This window comes from Variovorax sp. PBL-E5 (genome assembly GCF_901827185.1).
In the GTDB taxonomy this organism is placed as follows: domain Bacteria; phylum Pseudomonadota; class Gammaproteobacteria; order Burkholderiales; family Burkholderiaceae_C; genus Variovorax.
Window position 1 is genome coordinate 501736 of the sequence record NZ_LR594671.1, and the last position, 16300, is coordinate 518035.

15 protein-coding genes are annotated in these 16300 nt (G+C 68.1%); 6 read left to right on the plus strand and 9 right to left on the minus strand.

Annotated features, from left to right (window positions below):
• Positions 1-13 precede the first annotated feature (13 nt).
• Positions 14-1093, plus strand: coding sequence for a zinc ribbon domain-containing protein (locus tag WDLP6_RS02450; RefSeq protein ID WP_162591068.1), 1080 nt, complete (start codon positions 14-16; stop codon positions 1091-1093).
• Here the strand turns inward: WDLP6_RS02450 and WDLP6_RS02455 are convergent.
• Genes WDLP6_RS02455 through queA form a run of 3 tightly spaced genes read right to left on the minus strand, consistent with a single transcriptional unit; the run spans position 1066 to position 4081 of the window.
• A complete protein-coding gene (locus tag WDLP6_RS02455) occupies positions 1066-1845 on the minus strand; it encodes an SDR family NAD(P)-dependent oxidoreductase (RefSeq protein WP_162591069.1) in 780 nt (259 codons plus the stop codon). The genes WDLP6_RS02450 and WDLP6_RS02455 overlap by 28 nt on opposite strands.
• A 20-nt stretch (positions 1846-1865) precedes the next feature.
• Positions 1866-3038 carry a tRNA guanosine(34) transglycosylase Tgt gene (gene tgt / locus WDLP6_RS02460; protein WP_162591070.1) on the minus strand — a complete coding sequence of 391 codons (1173 nt, stop codon included), beginning with the start codon at positions 3036-3038 and terminating at the stop codon, positions 1866-1868.
• A 2-nt stretch (positions 3039-3040) separates the two neighbouring features.
• A complete protein-coding gene (gene queA, locus WDLP6_RS02465) occupies positions 3041-4081 on the minus strand; it encodes a tRNA preQ1(34) S-adenosylmethionine ribosyltransferase-isomerase QueA (RefSeq protein ID WP_162591071.1) in 1041 nt (346 codons plus the stop codon).
• 47 nt (positions 4082-4128) lie between these two features.
• Here queA and recG point away from each other — a divergent pair, with 47 nt between their 5' ends.
• From recG to WDLP6_RS02480, 3 genes are all read left to right on the plus strand, one after another.
• The gene (gene recG / locus WDLP6_RS02470) at positions 4129-6237 is read left to right on the plus strand and encodes an ATP-dependent DNA helicase RecG (protein ID WP_162591072.1); all 2109 of its coding nucleotides are present in this window, start codon (positions 4129-4131) and stop codon (positions 6235-6237) included.
• A gap of 125 nt (positions 6238-6362) precedes the next feature.
• The gene (locus WDLP6_RS02475) at positions 6363-6935 is read left to right on the plus strand and encodes a carboxymuconolactone decarboxylase family protein (RefSeq protein WP_162591073.1); all 573 of its coding nucleotides are present in this window, start codon (positions 6363-6365) and stop codon (positions 6933-6935) included.
• Positions 6932-7753, plus strand: a complete 822-nt coding sequence (locus WDLP6_RS02480) for an amidohydrolase family protein (protein ID WP_162591074.1) — start codon at positions 6932-6934, stop codon at positions 7751-7753. The genes WDLP6_RS02475 and WDLP6_RS02480 overlap by 4 nt, the downstream gene beginning before the upstream one ends.
• Before the next feature lie 20 nt (positions 7754-7773).
• On the opposite strand, the gene WDLP6_RS02485 is transcribed toward WDLP6_RS02480, so the two are convergent.
• A complete protein-coding gene (locus tag WDLP6_RS02485) occupies positions 7774-8379 on the minus strand; it encodes a glutathione S-transferase family protein (RefSeq protein WP_197910130.1) in 606 nt (201 codons plus the stop codon).
• An 11-nt stretch (positions 8380-8390) separates the two neighbouring features.
• Positions 8391-9620 (minus strand): CaiB/BaiF CoA transferase family protein, encoded by a 1230-nt coding sequence (locus WDLP6_RS02490; protein ID WP_162591076.1) that lies wholly within the window; start codon positions 9618-9620, stop codon positions 8391-8393.
• A gap of 203 nt (positions 9621-9823) precedes the next feature.
• On the opposite strand from WDLP6_RS02490, the gene WDLP6_RS02495 reads away from it, so the two are divergent.
• The gene (locus tag WDLP6_RS02495; RefSeq protein ID WP_162591077.1) at positions 9824-10795 is read left to right on the plus strand and encodes a Bug family tripartite tricarboxylate transporter substrate binding protein; all 972 of its coding nucleotides are present in this window, start codon (positions 9824-9826) and stop codon (positions 10793-10795) included.
• Positions 10796-10845: 50 nt separating this feature from the next.
• Here the strand turns inward: WDLP6_RS02495 and WDLP6_RS02500 are convergent, their stop codons facing one another.
• The 4 genes from WDLP6_RS02500 to WDLP6_RS02515 all read right to left on the minus strand — a co-directional run bounded on the left by WDLP6_RS02500 (position 10846) and on the right by WDLP6_RS02515 (position 14950).
• Positions 10846-12072: an acyl-CoA dehydrogenase family protein gene (locus WDLP6_RS02500; RefSeq protein WP_162591078.1), complete on the minus strand. Its 1227-nt coding sequence runs from the start codon at positions 12070-12072 to the stop codon at positions 10846-10848.
• 130 nt (positions 12073-12202) lie between these two features.
• On the minus strand, positions 12203-13009 hold the full coding sequence (locus tag WDLP6_RS02505) for an enoyl-CoA hydratase/isomerase family protein (RefSeq protein ID WP_162591079.1): 807 nt from the start codon (positions 13007-13009) through the stop codon (positions 12203-12205).
• Between the two features lie 154 nt (positions 13010-13163).
• The gene (locus tag WDLP6_RS02510) at positions 13164-13988 is read right to left on the minus strand and encodes an alpha/beta fold hydrolase (protein WP_162591080.1); all 825 of its coding nucleotides are present in this window, start codon (positions 13986-13988) and stop codon (positions 13164-13166) included.
• Between the two features lie 2 nt (positions 13989-13990).
• Positions 13991-14950 (minus strand): Bug family tripartite tricarboxylate transporter substrate binding protein, encoded by a 960-nt coding sequence (locus tag WDLP6_RS02515; protein ID WP_232076941.1) that lies wholly within the window; start codon positions 14948-14950, stop codon positions 13991-13993.
• A 361-nt stretch (positions 14951-15311) separates the two neighbouring features.
• Here WDLP6_RS02515 and WDLP6_RS02520 point away from each other — a divergent pair, with 361 nt between their 5' ends.
• Entirely contained in the window at positions 15312-16244 is a 933-nt protein-coding gene (locus WDLP6_RS02520) for an alpha/beta fold hydrolase (RefSeq protein WP_162591081.1), read from the plus strand.
• Positions 16245-16300 lie beyond the last annotated feature (56 nt).

Genomic DNA, 16300 nt, shown 5'->3' on the forward strand with positions numbered 1-16300 from the left:
CAGGAGGAACGAGATGAGCAAGTCCTTGCGGCTTTCGGAAAAATGGTTTCGACGCGGTCTGTGGCTGGTGGCGCTGGCCTTCGCCGGCTTCCTGATCGGCCTCGGCAGCACGATCGTGGGCGATCTGCCACGGGTCGAGCGCACGCTCGGGCCCAAGGACTTCATCGATCGATCGGCCGCCGACCCTTTGCGCGCCACCATCACCGCGGCCGAGCGCAGCGGGCAGCAGGCCGAGCGCGAACAGGCCGAGCTGAAGCTCACGGCCGCACGACAGGCCAGCCGCGCGGCGCGCGAAACCTTCGCGAACTGGCTCGCGACGCGCCATGCCACCGCGCAGCCGGACCAGGATGGCGAACTGATCGCGCGCACCAAAGCGCTGGATGCGCTCAAGCAGAAGGAGGACGAGGCCCAGCGCGATCTGGGCGCGCAGAACCAGATCGCGCTCGATGCGCGGCAATCGCAGCAGCAGGCGCAACAGAAGCTCGCGGTGCTCGAGGACGAGGCCAATGTCCGGCTGGAGGCCGAGAACCGCCGCGTCGAGCTGCGCGTGTTCGGCTATCGCCTCGCGCTCACGCTGCCGCTCCTGGTCGTCGCCGGCTGGCTGTTCGTGCGCAAGCGCAAGAGCCAGTACTGGCCCTTCGTCTGGGGCTTCATCTACTTCGCGCTGTTCGCCTTCTTCGTCGAGCTGGTGCCCTACCTGCCGAGCTATGGCGGCTATGTCCGGTACGTGGTCGGCATCGTGCTGACCGTGCTCGTCGGGCGCTATGCCATCGTCGCGCTCAACCGCTACCTCGCGCGCCAGAAGCTGGCCGAGGCGCAACCGGACCTGGTGCGCCGCGAAGAACTGGGCTACGACACGGCGCTCGCGCGCCTGGCCAAGGGCGTGTGCCCGGGCTGCGAGCGGCCGGTGGATCTGAAGAACACCGAGATCGATTTCTGCCCGCACTGCGGCATCGGCCTGTTCGACCATTGCCGCGTGTGCACGGCGCGCAAGAGCGCCTTCTCGCGCTTCTGCCATGCCTGCGGCACGGCGGCCGATGCGCCGGGCGCGCCGGAGCTTCCGGCTCAGGTCCAGCCGGCGTCGACCACGTAGTCCTGCGCGGTGCACATCTTCGAATCGTCGGCCGCGAGGAACAGCGCCATGCTCGCGATGTCCTCGGCCATCACCCGGCCCGGCAGGCACTGGGCCGCGTCGATCTGCGCTTCCGATTCGGGCTTGACCCACAGGCGCAGCTGGCGCTCGGTCATGACCCAGCCCGGCACGATCGAATTGACGCGGATGTTCTGCTTGCCGAGGTCGCGCGCGAGCGAACGCGTGAGCCCGCGCGCAGCCGCCTTGCAGGCCTGGTACACCGGATAGCCGGCGCCCTTGATCATCCAGCTGATCGAGCCGAAATTGATGATCGATCCGCCGCCGAGCGCGCGCATGTCGGGTGCGACCGCTTGCGCGGCGAAGAACTGGTGCTTGAAGTTGACGGCCACGAGACGGTCGAAGTCGTCGCTCGTGACATCGGCCATCTCGTGGCGCCGGTCGTTGGCCGCGTTGTTGAGCAGCACGGCGATCGGCCCGAAGTGCTGGCGCACGGCATCGATCGCGGCCTGGAATGCGGGCACATCGGTCACGTCGCATTGACAGAACAGCGGTGCGTTCGTTGCGGCCAGTTCGGTTGCCAATGCGTGGCCCGCGGCCGCGTCGAGATCGCAGAAGCCGACGCGCGCGCCCTGCGCATGGAAGAAGCGCACCAGCGTCTCGCCGATGCCGGAGGCGCCGCCGGAGATGAACACGGTGCGTCCCGACAGCGATGGATAGCGCGCCGAAGCCGAGGAGGTGGTGGATGCGGTCATGGCGAAGATTCTGATCCGGATCAGACGCCGCGTGCGCGTTCGGCCTTGAACTGCGCCCGGAATTCGGCAAAGCGCCCCGCATCGAGCGCGGTGCGGATCTCGTGCATCAGGTTCAGGTAGTAGTGCAGGTTGTGGATGGTCGTGAGCATCGGGCCCAGCATCTCGCCGCAGCGGTCGAGATGGTGCAGGTAGGCGCGGCTGAAACCGTCGCGGCCGCCTTCGTTCCATGGCACGCCGGACGCGCCCGCACAGGCATGGCAAGTGCAGCTCGGATCGATCGGCTGCGGATCGCTCTTGTGGCGCGCGTTGCGCATCTTGAGATCACCGAAGCGCGTGAACAGCGTGCCGTTGCGCGCGTTGCGGGTCGGCATCACGCAGTCGAACATGTCGACGCCCTGCGCCACGCCCTCCACCAGGTCTTCCGGCGTGCCCACGCCCATCAGGTAGCGCGGCTTGTGCGCCGGCAGCCGGTGCGGCGTGTGCGCCATGATGCGCAGCATCTCGTCCTTGGGCTCGCCGACGCTGACGCCGCCGATCGCGTAGCCCGGAAAATCCATCTCGACCAGCTGCGCCAGCGATGCCTCGCGCAGGTTCTCGAACATGCCACCCTGGACGATGCCGAACAGCGCGTTCGGGTTCTCGAGCCGGGCGAACTCGGTCTGGCAGCGGCGTGCCCAGCGCAGGCTGAGCTCCATCGACTGGCGCGCCTGGGCTTCGGTCGTGACCTGGCCGTCGATGTCGTAGGGCGTGCATTCGTCGAACTGCATCGCGATGTCGCTGTTCAGAATGGTCTGGATCTGCATCGAGACCTCGGGCGTGAGGAAGAGCTTGTCGCCGTTGACCGGCGAGGCGAACTTCACGCCTTCCTCGCTGATCTTGCGCATCGCGCCCAGCGACCAGACCTGGAAGCCGCCGGAGTCGGTGAGGATGGGCTTGTCCCACTTCTCGAAGGCGTGCAGGCCGCCGAACTTCGCCATCACGTCGAGGCCGGGCCGCATCCACAGGTGGAAGGTGTTGCCGAGGATGATCTGCGCGCCCATCTCCTCGAGGCTGCGCGGCATCACACCCTTGACCGTGCCGTAGGTGCCCACGGGCATGAAGATCGGCGTCTGCACCACGCCGTGGTTGAGCGTGAGCGTGCCGCGCCGCGCATGGCTCGCGGGGTCGGTGGCGAGGAGTTCGAAATTCAACATGTTCAGGGTTGTCGTGCGAGCAGCATCGCGTCGCCGTAGCTGAAGAAGCGGTAGTGCCCGCGGATCGCATGGGCATACAGCGCCATCACGTGCTCGTAGCCCGCGAAGGCGCTGACCAGCATCATGAGCGTGCTCTTGGGCAGGTGGAAGTTGGTGATCAGCAGGTCGACATGCGCGAACGCGAAGCCGGGCGTGATGAAGATGCGCGTGTCGCCGCGGGCTTCGCCGCTCTTGGCCCACGATTCGAGCGTGCGCACGGTGGTCGTGCCGACCGCGACGATGCGGCCGCCGCGCGCCTTGGCCTCGGCGATCGCGCGCTGCGTGGCCTCGGGCACTTCGTAGCGCTCGGCATGCATCGCGTGCTCGGCGATGTTCTCGGTCTTGACCGGCTGGAAGGTGCCGGCGCCGACATGCAGCGTGACGCTGGCGCGCCGCACGCCACGCGCTTCGAGCTGGTCGAGCAGGGCCTCGTCGAAATGCAGCGCCGCGGTCGGTGCAGCGACTGCACCGGGCACGCGTGCGAACACTGTCTGGTAGCGGCGCTCGTCGTCGGACGAGTCGGTGTGCGTGATGTAGGGCGGCAGCGGGACATGGCCGCAGCGCGCCATCAGCGCATAGGGATCTTCGTTCGCGGCGTTGTCGAAGCGCAGGCGAAAGAGTGCGCCGTCTTCGTCGGGCCAGCGGCCCAGCAGGGTGGCGTTGAAGCCGCCGTGCATCGTCAGCGTGGTGCCGACCTGCGGCTTCTTGCTGACCTTCATGTGGGCGACCACCTCGTTGTCCTGCAATACGCGCTCGACCAGCAACTCGAGCTTGCCGCCGGTCGGCTTCTCGCCGAAGAGCCGCGCCTTGACGACGCGCGTGTCGTTGAAGACCAGCAGGTCACCGGCGCGCAACAGCGAAGGCAGATCCTTGAAGATGCGGTCGATCGCGCTGGGGCCGGTGCCGTCGAGCAATCGCGAGGCGCTGCGTTCGGCGGCGGGATGCTGGGCCACCCGTTCGGGCGGCAGATCGAAGTCGAAATCGGAGAGGGTGAAGGTTCGCATGCTGCTCGAGGGTCGGACGGACCCGTGCCAAGTGCCAGAATTGTCCCATGCCCGCCGCCGCCAAGCCTTCGACACCGGAAAAGCCCGCACCGGCGCCCGCGCCGGGCACGGGGCTGAGCCTGGTGCAGCGGGCGCTGCGCAAGCTGGGCCTGCTGCGCGATGTCGATTTCGCGCTCTACCTGCCGATGCGCTACGAGGACGAGACGCGCATCGTGCGGCTGACCGATACGCGCGACGGCGACATGGCGCAGGTCGAGGCGGTGGTCACCGAGAGCCAAGTGGTGTTCCGGCCGCGGCGCCAGCTGGTCGTCACCGTCGACGACGGCAGCGATACCTGCCAGCTGCGCTTCTTCAACTTCTATCCCTCGCAGCAGAAGCAGCTCGCGGTGGGCGCGCGGGTTCGCGTGCGCGGCGAAGTGCGCGGCGGTTTTCTCGGGCGGCAGATGATGCATCCGGCGGTCAAGGCCGCGGGCACCGAATTGCCGGAGGCGCTGACGCCGGTCTATTCGACGATCGCGGGGCTGGCCCAGCCGGTGCTGCGGCGCGAGGTGCGCTCGGGCCTGGCGCGCGCGGTGCTCGACGAGACCCTGCCGGCCGGCACGGCGCCGCATGGCGCCTGGGATCTGCGCCGCGCGCTGTCCTTTCTGCATTACCCCGCGCCTGACGTTGCGCTCGCCACGCTGGAGGATCGCAGCCATCCGGCATGGCAGCGGCTGAAGGCCGACGAACTGCTGGCCCAGCAGCTGTCGCAATTGCAGGCGCGCCGCGCGCGTGCCGCGCAGCGCGCGCCGGTCCTCGATGCGGGGGCGTCCGGAGCCTCCTTGCACGCCGAGTTGCTGGGCGTGCTGCCCTTCGCGCTGACCGGTGCCCAGCGCCGTGTCGGCGAGGAGATCACGCGCGACCTCGCGCGCGAGGTTCCGATGCACCGTCTGCTGCAAGGCGACGTCGGCTCCGGCAAGACCGTGGTCGCCGCGCTGGCGGCCGCGCGCTGCATCGATGCGGGCTACCAGTGCGCCTTGATGGCGCCGACCGAGATCCTCGCGGCCCAGCATTTCGGCAAGCTGGTCGGCTGGCTCGATCCGCTGCTGGCCGAGCGCGGGCTGCGCGTCGCCTGGCTCACCGGCAGCCAGAAGAAGAAGGAACGCGATGCGATGTCGGCCGCGGTCGAGAGCGGCGAAGCGGCGCTGGTGATCGGTACGCATGCCGTGATCTCGGAGAAGGTGCGCTTCCAACGGCTCGCGCTCGCGATCATCGACGAACAGCATCGCTTCGGCGTCGCGCAGCGCCTCGCGTTGCGCGGCAAGGCCGTGGGCGAGCTGGAGCCGCATCTGCTGATGATGAGCGCCACGCCGATTCCGCGCACGCTGGCGATGAGCTATTACGCCGACCTCGATGTCTCGACGCTCGACGAGCTGCCGCCGGGCCGTACGCCGATCGTCACCAAGCTGGTGGCCGAACACCGGCGCGACGAGGTCGTCGACCGTATCCGGGCGCAGCTCGCGCAGGGGCGCCAGGTCTACTGGGTCTGCCCGCTGATCGAGGAGAGCGAGGCGGTCGACCTGCGCAACGCGACCGAGACCCGCGACGAGCTGGCCGCCGCGCTCGGCCCGCGCGTCGGCGTCGGCTTGCTGCATTCGCGCATGCCGACGGCCGAGAAGCAGGCGGTGATGGAGAGCTTCACGGCCAACCGGCTGCAGGTGCTGGTCAGCACGACGGTGATCGAGGTCGGCGTCGATGTGCCGAACGCTTCGCTGATGGTGATCGAGCATGCCGAGCGCTTCGGGCTTTCGCAGCTGCACCAGCTGCGCGGCCGGGTCGGGCGCGGCGCGGCGGCATCGGCCTGCGTGCTGCTCTATGCGCCGAACGAGGGCGGCCGTGTCGGCGAGGCGGCGCGCGCGCGGCTGAAGGCGATGGTGGAGACCGGCGACGGCTTCGAGATCGCACGGCGCGACCTCGAGATCCGCGGGCCCGGCGAGTTCCTCGGCGCGCGGCAGTCCGGCGCGCCGCTGCTGCGCTTCGCCGACCTGGCCACCGATGTCATGCTGCTCGACTGGGCGCGCGAACTGGCGCCGCGGATGCTCGACGGTCATCCGGAACTCGCACAGCGGCATGTCGACCGTTGGCTCGGAAGCAAGGCGGAGTACCTCAAGGCCTAATCAGTCTTGCGGTCGCTGGCATAGCAGCGTTGCGCCGGGCAGGCACGCGCAGCATGGCTTCCTCGCTAAGCTTGCCTGCGTCGCCCCCGCGTTGAAGGCGGCGACGAATCGGAGACACCACATCGATGCCACGCATTTCCCTGCCCGCCCCTGAGTTCATGAGCCCCGAACAGCGCGCCGTCCACGACAAGATCGTGGCCGGCCCCCGCGGCAGGATCCAAGGGCCCCTGCGGGCGGCCCTGCACAACCCCGAACTCGCCGACAAGTGGCAGGCGCTGGGCGCGCTGCTGCGCTACGGCACCACGCTGCCGCCGCGGCTGTCCGAGATCGCGATCCTCACGACGGGGCGAGCCTGCAACTCCCCTTTCGAGTGGTATGCGCATCGCGCCGAGGCTGAAAAGGCCGGCGTCCCGCAAGCCGTCATCGAGGCGCTCCTTGCCGAGCGCGAACCCCCCGGGCTTTCGCCCGAAGAGGCGGCGGTCTATCGCTACGCGGTCGAACTCAATCGCGACAACTCCGTTTCCGACCCGACCTACGCCACGGCGCTGGCGCTGTTCGGCGAGCGTGCCGTGGTCGAGCTCACGGCATTGATCGGTTACTACACGATGGTCGCGATGACGCTCAACTGCCACGAGATACCGCTGCCCGAGGGCGTCGTGCCGGCCTTTGCGCTGCCGCAGCACGCGGACGCGAAGTGAGCGCCGCCGCTGCCGTCGAGCGCTGGGATTGCCATGCCCACCTCTTCGGCCCCTACGATCGCTTTCCGCTCGCACCCGAGCGCAGCTATACGCCGCCCGAGGCCACCGAATCCGCGTACCGCGCGCTCCTCGCGCGGCTTGGGTTCACGCACGGTGTCCTGGTCCATCCCAGCGCTTATGGCGACGACCATTCGTTGCTGCTGCACGCCCTGTCGGCACAGCGCACGCTGCGTGGCGTCGTCGTCGTGCGCCCCGGCAGTCCGCTGGCCCTCGCCGGCCTGCACGCGCGGGGCGTGCGCGGCGCGCGCTTCAGCCACCGCAGCGGGGCCGGCGCCAACTTCGCAGGCAGTGCGTCCTTCGACGATCTGCGGGCGCTGGCGCCCGCGCTGGCAGACGCCGGCCTGCACGCCGAACTGTGGACCGACTGCCAGGCGTTGCCAGACATCGCCAACGCGCTGAAGCAATTGCCCGTCCCGGTCGTCATCGACCACATGGGCGGCTTCGACGTGAATGCCGGTGTCGACGATCCCGGCTTTCGCACGCTGCTCGACCTGCTCGCATCGGGCAAGGTGTGGATCAAGCTCTGCGCCTACCGCAACCTGCTGAACGCGACCGATGGGCAGCGGGGCCGGCCGTTCCAGCAGAAGATGATCGAGATCCACCCCGAGCGCCTGGTCTGGGGCAGCGATTGGCCGCATCTGCGCGTAGCGCCGACGCCCGACGCCGCACAGCTCCTGGCCATGTTCGAGGACTGGGCCGGCGACGAAGCCCTCGTGCGTCAGGTGCTCAGCGTCAACCCGGGGATCCTGTACGGATGATCCTGCGTGCCCTGGCCGGCTCAGCCCTCGATGGGCTCCGTGGCCGCGAAGGAAGGCCGGGCACGCAGCGTCTCGAACCAGGTTGAAAGGGCCGGCGCGATGGCGCGCCAGCCGAGCGCGTCGAACCGGTAGTCGAGGTAGCCGAGCGCGCAGCCGAGCGTCACATGGCCGATCGAGAACGGTGCGGCGCGCAGGGCTTGCGCCTCGGCATCAAGCATCTCGAGCGAGGCGCGCGTCTTGAGATCGAAGGCCTCCAGCAGGACTTGCAGCGGCGCTTCGCGCTCGCGCTCGTTGCGCCAGAGGATCAGCGCGTCCAGGAGGCCGTCGCCGAAGGCATGCCAGCGCAACGCATGCCAGCGATCCTCGCCCTGCGAGGGGAACAGCACGCCGCCGGCGCGCTCGTTCAGGTACTCGCAGATCACGACCGAATCGAACAGGACCGAGCCGTCTTCGCGCACCAGCGTCGGGATCTTCGACAGCGGGTTGTGCGCCATGATGGCCGTGTTCGGCTTGCGCATCGCGGCGACCGAGCGCACGAGCTCGAGTTCGTCCGAGATGCCGAGTTCATGCGCGCAGATCATGACCTTGCGCACATAGGGCGACTTGGGCGACCAGTGCAATTTCATCCTGGCTGTCATCAGATCGCCCCGGCGGTGCGCAAGGCGTCGATGCGGGCCGTGCTGTAGCCCAGCTCGGCGAGGATCTCGTCGCTGTGCTGCCCCAGCAGTGGCGGCGCCGTTTGCGTCTGCAGCGGCGCTTCGGCGAAGCGCATGGGGCTGGCCACTTGCGGCACGTCCACGCCAGTGGGATGCGGCACGTGGCGCAGCATGCCGCGCGCCTCGACCTGCGGGTCCTTGAACACGTCGGCCACGGTGTTGATGGGGCCGCAAGGGATGCCCGCCTTGTCGAGCGCGTCGATCAGCTTGTCCCGTTCCCATTCGGCGAACACCTCCCGCAGCCCGGCCGAGAGCTCGCCGATGTTGCGCACCCGCTGTCCATTGGTGGCAAAGCGTTCATCGGCGATCCAATCCTGCCGGCCGAAGACCTCGCACAGCTTGGCGAACTGGCGGTCATTGCCGACCACCAGGATGACGTCGCCGTCCGCGCAACGGTAGACGTCCTGCGGCTGGATGTTGGGATGGGCATTGCCGTTGCGACGCGGCACGTTGCCCGAGACGAGGTAGTTCATGGCCTGATTGGACAGCGTGGCCACTTGCACGTCGAGCATCGCGATGTCGATGTTGTCGCCGACCCCAGTCTCGTTGCGCCGCGCCAGTGCGGCCAGTACCGAGACTGCGGCGTACATGCCCGTCATCAAGTCGACGATCGGGATGCCCACCTTTTGCGGGCCGCCGCCCGGGCGACCGTCCTTCTCGCCGGTCACGCTCATCAGGCCGCCCATGGCCTGGATCAGGAAATCGTAGGCCGGCTGGTCGCGGCGGGGTCCGGTCTGGCCGAATCCGGTCACCGAGCAATAGATGAGCCCCGGGTTGATCTTGCGCAGCGAAGCCTCGTCGAGGCCATAGCGCTTCAGGGTGCCGGCCTTGTAGTTCTCCAACACGATGTCGGCCTTGGCCGCCAATGCCTTGACGATCTCCTGGCCTTCCGGCTTTTCGAGGCTCACGGTGATCGAGCGCTTGCCGCGGTTGACCGCCAGGTAGTAGCCGGCTTCCTTCGTGTCCCTGCCTTCAGCGTCCTTCAGGAACGGAGGACCCCAGGTGCGCGTGTCGTCGCCGGCGCCGGGTCGTTCGACCTTGGTCACCTGCGCACCGAGGTCGGCGAGGATCTGGCTGGCCCATGGGGCCGCGAGGATGCGGCTCAGGTCGAGCACCTTGACGTGCGACAGCGGGCCCTTGGCGGTGGTCATGCAAAGCTTCCTTGGTTGGAGGCGATTCTGGAATTGCGATGTTTTTTGGACTAGCGGCCCAGCGGCAACGCTGTGATGCGCCGCGACGCATATCGCCGATCCGCGAAGTGCCCGGCGCTGCATAGCAGCTATGTGCATGAGGCCGGTGCCACGTGATGCGGAGCTTCTTAAAGTCCGTTCACCACGAACCGGAGACATCGACGATGAATCAATTTTTCAGATCTGCCGCCGCGGCACTCGCTCTCGCGTTGGCCGCAAGCGCGGGATGGGCGCAGGCCTATCCGACCAAGGCGATCCGCCTGGTCGTGCCTTTTCCTGCGGGCGGCCCGGTGGACCAGACGGCGCGCGAGCTCGGCGCCAGGTTGAGCAGCTCGCTCGGCCAGTCCGTCATCGTCGACAACCGGGGAGGGGCCGGCGGCCTGCTCGGCGCCGACGTGGTGGCCAAGGCGCCGCCCGACGGCTACGTGCTGCTGCTTTCCTCTGCGGGTGCGTTGGCCATCGTGCCGCACATCGTGCCCTCGATGCCCTACGACCCGAAGAAGGACCTGGCGGCGGTGACGCAGGCGCTCAAGGTGCCTGCGGTGCTCGTGGTATCCGCCAATTCGGCGTTCAAGACCTTTGCCGACCTGAAGGCCGCCGCCACCGGCGATGCGAGCAAGATCAACTACGCCTCCGCGGGCAGCGGGACGACGCCGCACCTCCAGGCCGAGTTGCTCAAGCGTGAAGCCAAGCTCAACATCACCCACATTCCGTACCGAGGCGCCGCGCCTGCGCTGACCGATCTCATGGGCGGCCAGGTCGACATGATGATGGTGGACATTCCCGTCGCGTTGCCGCTCATCCAGTCGGGCAAGTTGCGGGCGCTGGCGGTGACCAACGGCAAGCGGATTCCGGTGTTGAAGGATGTGCCCACGGTGAGTGAACTCGGATTGCCGAAGGCGGAGGCCTACAACTGGTACGGCGTGCTCGCCCCGGCTCGCACGCCGCCCGAGATCATCGGCAAGCTCTACAGCGCTGTCGGCGCCGCCTTGCACTCGCCCGAGCTGATGAAGCAGTTCGAGCAACAGGGCGTGGAGGTCGTCGGCAGCAAGCCCGAGGAATTCGCCGCCTTCATCGCCGCGGAGTCGCAGCGCTGGGGCGTGCTGGCGAAGGCGGTGGGCGCCAGGATGGAATGAGCGCCTGCCGACGAGGCGGCCGCGCCGATGTCCCGCGCGGCCTTCCTTGTCTATGCGGCCGAGGGTCGTTTGGCCAGCTCGATCTTCGCGATGGCGTTGCGGTGCACTTCGTCGGGCCCGTCGACGATGCGCACGGTGCGCTGGTGCGCATACGCCTCGGCAAGCCAGAAATCCTGGCTCACGCCAGCCGCGCCGTGGGCCTGGATCGCCCAGTCGACCACCTTGCAGGACATGTTGGGCGCGACCACCTTGATCATCGCGATTTCGGCGCGCGCATTCTTGTTGCCGATCGTGTCCATCTTGTAGGCTGCGTTCAGCGTGAGAAGGCGCGCCTGGTCGATCAGGCAGCGTGACTCGGCGATGCGCTCGTGCCAGACCGATTGTTCCGCCAGCGGCTTGCCGAAGGCGACGCGTTCCCGCAGGCGGTCGCACATCATCTCGAGCGCGCGTTCGGCAGCGCCGATGGAACGCATGCAGTGATGGATGCGCCCCGGCCCGAGGCGGCCCTGGGCGATTTCGAAGCCCCTGCCCTCACCCAGCAGGATGTTGCCGACCGGCACGCGCACGTTCTCCAGCAGGACTTCCATGTGGCCGTGCGGCGCGTCGTCGTACCCGAACACCGACAGGTGGCGCAGCACGCTGACGCCGGGCGTGTCGCGCGGCACCAGCACCATCGACTGCTGCGCGTGGCGCGGCGCATCGGGGTCGGTCTTGCCCATCACGATGAAGATCTTGCAGCGCGGGCTGCCGGCGCCGGAGGAGAACCACTTGCGGCCGTTGATGACGTATTCGTCGCCGTCGCGCGTGATGGTGCACTGGATATTGGTGGCGTCCGACGAGGCGACGGCCGGCTCGGTCATGAGGAAGCCGGAGCGGATCTCGCCGGCCAGCAGCGGCTCGAGCCATTCGTCCTTGTGCGCCTCGGTGCCGTAGCGCTCGATGGTCTCCATGTTGCCGGTGTCGGGTGCCGAGCAGTTGAAGACCTCGCCGGACCACGATACGCGGCCCATGATCTCGCACAGCGGCGCGTAGTCGAGATTGGAAATGCCGGGCACGCCGCGGTGCTCGTGCGGCAGGAACATGTTCCAGAGGCCGGCGGCGCGGGCCAGCGGCTTGAGTTCCTCGATCAGCGGCGAGACCTGCCAGGCATTGCCCTGGCGACGGAAGGCGTCCATCTCCTGGTGGTAGCGCATCTCGTTCGGATAGATGTGCTGTTCGAAGAACTGCTGCAGGCGCTGCAGCAGGTCGCGTGTCTTGGGGGATGGTTCGGCAAGCATGGCTGTCCTTGTGTCTTGATGGCTGCGCCCGATCCTGGCGCAGGCCGTTCGAGATTAGAACGCTGCCGACGGAGAGAAGCCGTCGCGCGTGTGACGAGGCAGCGCCCCGATCAGCCGGCCGAGTCCCCGATCAGCGGCCGACGAAGACCGGCGGCCGCTTCTCGCGAAAGGCGAGCTGGGCCTCTTTCGCGTCTTCGGTGCGACCGATGGCGGCCGTCATGTCCTGTTCATAGCGATAGCCGTCGCGCAAGCTCATGTCTTCGATCACATTGAGCGTGTGCTTGCCCATGCGGGTGGAGACCGGGCTCTTGGACGCGATGGTCGCGGCCAGTGCCATCGCGGCGGGCATGAGCTCTTCAGCGGTCGTGCAAGCCTCGACGATGCCCAGGCGGTACAGTTCCGCGCCGGAGACGCGGTAGCCCGTCAGCATCATTCGACGCACGCGCGAATGGCCGAACAAGCGCATCGCGTGGCGGCAGCCGCCGAGCAGGCCGACGTCGACTTCCGGCAGGCCGAGCGACCCTTTCTCCGCGGCCAGCAGGATGTCGCTGGAGGCGACCATCGCCAGGCCCGACCCCAGCGCGGGGCCGTTGATGGCCGCGATCACCGGTTTGGCGCATTCGCGGATGGCGTGGAAGCATTCCCGCGTGCGGCGCGAATGGGCCAGCAGATCCCCGGGCTCTTTGACGACCTCGGCGCGCCCCTTGAGATCGGCGCCTGCGCAGAACACCTTGCCCGCACCGGTCAGGACGACCACGCGGATGTCGTCCAACTCCGAGATGCGGTCGAGCACAGAGGTCAGCTCGTCATTGAGCCGGCGCGTCAGCGCGTTGACCGGGGGGCTGTTCAGCGTCAGGACTGCGATGTGGGTGTCGACGACTTCCACCCCGAGCTCGGTCAGGCCTTGGAAGAGTTGCGCTGGATTTTGTGGTTGCATCGTGCTTGCTCGCGGAGGATCGGGGTGGGTGGTGGCTTGTCGCTGTCGACGAGTCTAGGCAAGGCCCGGGTCGGCCGCCAGTCGGGTCGGCGCAGGACAGCTATTTCCCGGTGCGCATGGCCGCGGGCGCCGGAGGATGCGCTCGCATGTCGGCTCAGGGCGCCAGGGCGTGCGCCCATTCGGCAATCGCCGCCGCCGCCCTCTCGGGCTGCTCGACGGGCAGCGCGTGGCTTGCATCGGGCACGAGGCGGACTTCGACCCGGTCGCGTCCGAGCGCTTGCCGGAGCTCTTCCCGACTCTCCGGCGGCCTCCAGGGATCCTGCGCGCCTTGCAGATCGAGAAGCGGTGCATGGGTGACGGGCCACCACGCTGCCTTGGGTGGCGTGCTGCCTGCCGCCCGGTAGATCTCGCGCAATGCGGGGTACCAACCCGACAGCCAGGGGGAGGGATCGTTGCCCGGCGCGAAGAAGGCGTGTTGCAACTGCCGCAGCCGCAATGCATCGGGCTGGGCCGGATCGGAAGCGATCACCAGGGCCTCGGCCATGCCGGCGGGAAAGGTCCGCGCTGCCGCAGCGGCCAGCACCACGCCGCGTACCTTGTCCGGGTACAAGAGGTCGGCCACGCGCGCGACGAAGTGACCGAAGGCGTGACCCATGATCACCGCGCGCCCGTCCCCGAAGGTGTCGATGGTGTGCACCACGTCTTGTGCCAGTGCGGCCAGGTCGAGCCCACCCATCGGCCCGTGGCTGCGCGCCATGCCGCGGGGCTGGGGTCGCAGGACCTGGAAGCCGGCGCAGGCCAGGCCTCGTGCCAAGGGATCGAAGTCGAGCGAGTCGCGCAACGACGAGGGCAACAGGACGATGGCGGGTCGCGGACCGGGAGCGGCCGTATCGATCACCACGTCGATCGTCGCGCAACCGGTGTCGAGCAACTTGCGCCGGCGCTCGTGCACGGCGCAGGCGGCCGGGGCCGCGGCCATGCTCACTCCACGCTGGCGCCGGAGCGCTTGACGATCTCGGCCCACTTGGGAATGTCGGTGCGCAGCAGCGCGGCCAAGGCCTCGGGCGAGCTGGACTCGGGCTCGATGCCGAGTGCCGTCAGCTGACGGCGCAGCGCCGGGTCGGCCATCGTGTGGACCAGCGCGGCGTTCAGCCGCGCGATGATCGCCGGCGCCGTCTTGCCCGGAGCGAACACGCCGAGCCAGTTGGAAACGTCGTAGCCTGCCAGTCCGGACTCCGACAGCGTCGGCACGTCGGGCAGGGCGCCCATGCGCTTGATCGACGTCACGGCCAGTGCACGTACGCGCCCGGTCTGGATGTGCGGCGCATACACCGTGTAGGAGTCGAAGGCCATGTCGATCCGGCCGCCCAGCAGATCCGTCAGCAAGGGGGCACTTCCCTTGTACGGCACGTGCAGGAGACGAACTCCCGCCATGCTTTCGAACAAGGCGCCCGAAAGATGGCCGGAGCTTCCGCTGCCGGCAGAGCCGTAGGTCAGGCTGCCCGGCTTCTTTTTCGCCAACGCGATGAGTTCGGCGACGTTGGTGACCGGCAGCCTGGCATCGACGACCAGAACGCGAGGCGTGAGATGCGTCAGGCCCACGGGGGCGAAGTCCCGGACCGGGTCGTACGGCAGTTGCCGATAGAGCGCGGGGTTGATGGCCTGCGTTCCCATGGTGCCGAACAGCAGCGTGTAGCCGTCGGCGGGGGCCTTGGCGACGGCATCGGCAGCGCTGATGCCCCCGGCGCCGCCGCGGTTGTCCACGATGACCTGCTGCCCCAGGTCGGCCTGCAGTCCCTTTGCCAGGCCACGGGCCATGATGTCGGCGGCGCCGCCGGCGGTGAACGGCACGATCAGGCGCAGCGGCTTCTGGGGAAATTCGGCGTGCGCGTGCGAGACGCCGGTGACGGCGGCAACGAGCATCAGCGCGTGCAGGATCAAGGACGCATGGCCCCCAACGCGTTCTCGAAACGAGCGTACGAGCCCAGAGAAGTGAAAAGGGCGTGTCTCTGGCATGGCAACTCCGTGGGCTCTCTGTGGACGGCAGGCGGCGGCCCGCCGCGTCTGTTCCGGACAGCGGGAGTGTAGGTAGGCGCGCGCATCCGGGCCATGCCTGCCGCAGGCAAGCCTGCTATGCAGATGCGGTATGTCTGCGGCCTGGCGCGCTGTTCAGCACGGCGCCCGAGCTATGCGTCCAGCCGCATCACAGCATTGCCCCTGGCTGCGTAGGCACGCGCAGGCAACGTGCCTAGAGTTCCGGGGCCCCGTTACTGCAGGAATGAAGACAACCATGCGAAATCAGATGAAAACCACAACCAGTCTCTCGCGGCGCCTGTTCGGCGTCGCGGTCATCTGCATGGGCATGCTCGGCGCCGGCCTGGCACGGGCTGCCGACGAATTCAAGGCGTCCTGGGTCACGGCCAGCGATGGCGTCCGTCTGTCGGTGCGCGAGTACGGCAATCTCCAGGGACCCGCCATCGTGTTCGTGCACGGCATCGCGCAAAGCCAACTTTCGTTCGACCGCCAGGTTCACAGCGAGCTGGCAAAGAAATACCACCTGGTCACCTACGATCTTCGAGGCCACGGCGAATCCGACAAGCCGACGAGCGAAGAGGCCTATGTCAATGGCCGTCGCATGTCCGACGACCTGCGAAGCGTGATGACAGCGACCGGCGTCCACAAGCCGGTGCTCGTGGGTTGGTCGCTCGGCGGAATCATCGTTGCCCAATACCTGAGCGACTACGGCGATGCCGAGATCAGCGGGGTCAACTTCGTCGGTGCGCGCATCGCGCAGCCGCCGGGCACACCGGCACGCATGCCCGGCGCCGCTTACATCCGGACCATGCTTTCGCCGAAGCTCGAGGAAAACATCCGCGCGACGGCCAGCTTCGTTCGTGCCTGCGTCGCCACACCGCTGTCGCCGGCGGATTTCGAACTCATGCTCGGCTACAACATGGCCAGTCCGGTGTTCGCGCGTGCCGCGACGCTCAAGTGGAGCGGCGGCACGGACTTTGCCGCTGCGCTGCCTCGCACCAAGGTACCGGTGCTGATCTCGCATGGCCGGCTGGATCAGGTCATCTCGCCCGACGTGGCGCAGGAAGCGGGGCGGATTCTTCCGGCCGCCAAGGTCTCCTGGTACGACCATGGCGGGCATTCGCTGTTCTTCGACGACGCGCCGCGCTTCAATGCCGAGCTGGCCGCGTTCGTGGATGCCGCGACCGCGATGACGCACTGACCGCAGATCGGAGATCGGAGATCCGGGCGCTCCGGACTGCACCGGCGACCGCCGGC

What these genes read in the sequence shown, in the direction of transcription:
- WDLP6_RS02450 (WP_162591068.1), top strand. Translation starts at nt 14, where the DNA reads ATGAGCAAGTCCTTGCGGCTTTCGGAAAAATGGTTTCGACGCGGTCTG.
- WDLP6_RS02455 (WP_162591069.1), bottom strand. Translation starts at nt 1,845, where the DNA reads ATGACCGCATCCACCACCTCCTCGGCTTCGGCGCGCTATCCATCGCTG.
- tgt (WP_162591070.1), bottom strand. Translation starts at nt 3,038, where the DNA reads ATGTTGAATTTCGAACTCCTCGCCACCGACCCCGCGAGCCATGCGCGG.
- queA (WP_162591071.1), bottom strand. Translation starts at nt 4,081, where the DNA reads ATGCGAACCTTCACCCTCTCCGATTTCGACTTCGATCTGCCGCCCGAA.
- recG (WP_162591072.1), top strand. Translation starts at nt 4,129, where the DNA reads ATGCCCGCCGCCGCCAAGCCTTCGACACCGGAAAAGCCCGCACCGGCG.
- WDLP6_RS02475 (WP_162591073.1), top strand. Translation starts at nt 6,363, where the DNA reads ATGCCACGCATTTCCCTGCCCGCCCCTGAGTTCATGAGCCCCGAACAG.
- WDLP6_RS02485 (WP_197910130.1), bottom strand. Translation starts at nt 8,379, where the DNA reads ATGAAATTGCACTGGTCGCCCAAGTCGCCCTATGTGCGCAAGGTCATG.
- WDLP6_RS02490 (WP_162591076.1), bottom strand. Translation starts at nt 9,620, where the DNA reads ATGACCACCGCCAAGGGCCCGCTGTCGCACGTCAAGGTGCTCGACCTG.
- WDLP6_RS02495 (WP_162591077.1), top strand. Translation starts at nt 9,824, where the DNA reads ATGAATCAATTTTTCAGATCTGCCGCCGCGGCACTCGCTCTCGCGTTG.
- WDLP6_RS02500 (WP_162591078.1), bottom strand. Translation starts at nt 12,072, where the DNA reads ATGCTTGCCGAACCATCCCCCAAGACACGCGACCTGCTGCAGCGCCTG.
- WDLP6_RS02505 (WP_162591079.1), bottom strand. Translation starts at nt 13,009, where the DNA reads ATGCAACCACAAAATCCAGCGCAACTCTTCCAAGGCCTGACCGAGCTC.
- WDLP6_RS02510 (WP_162591080.1), bottom strand. Translation starts at nt 13,988, where the DNA reads ATGGCCGCGGCCCCGGCCGCCTGCGCCGTGCACGAGCGCCGGCGCAAG.
- WDLP6_RS02520 (WP_162591081.1), top strand. Translation starts at nt 15,312, where the DNA reads ATGAAAACCACAACCAGTCTCTCGCGGCGCCTGTTCGGCGTCGCGGTC.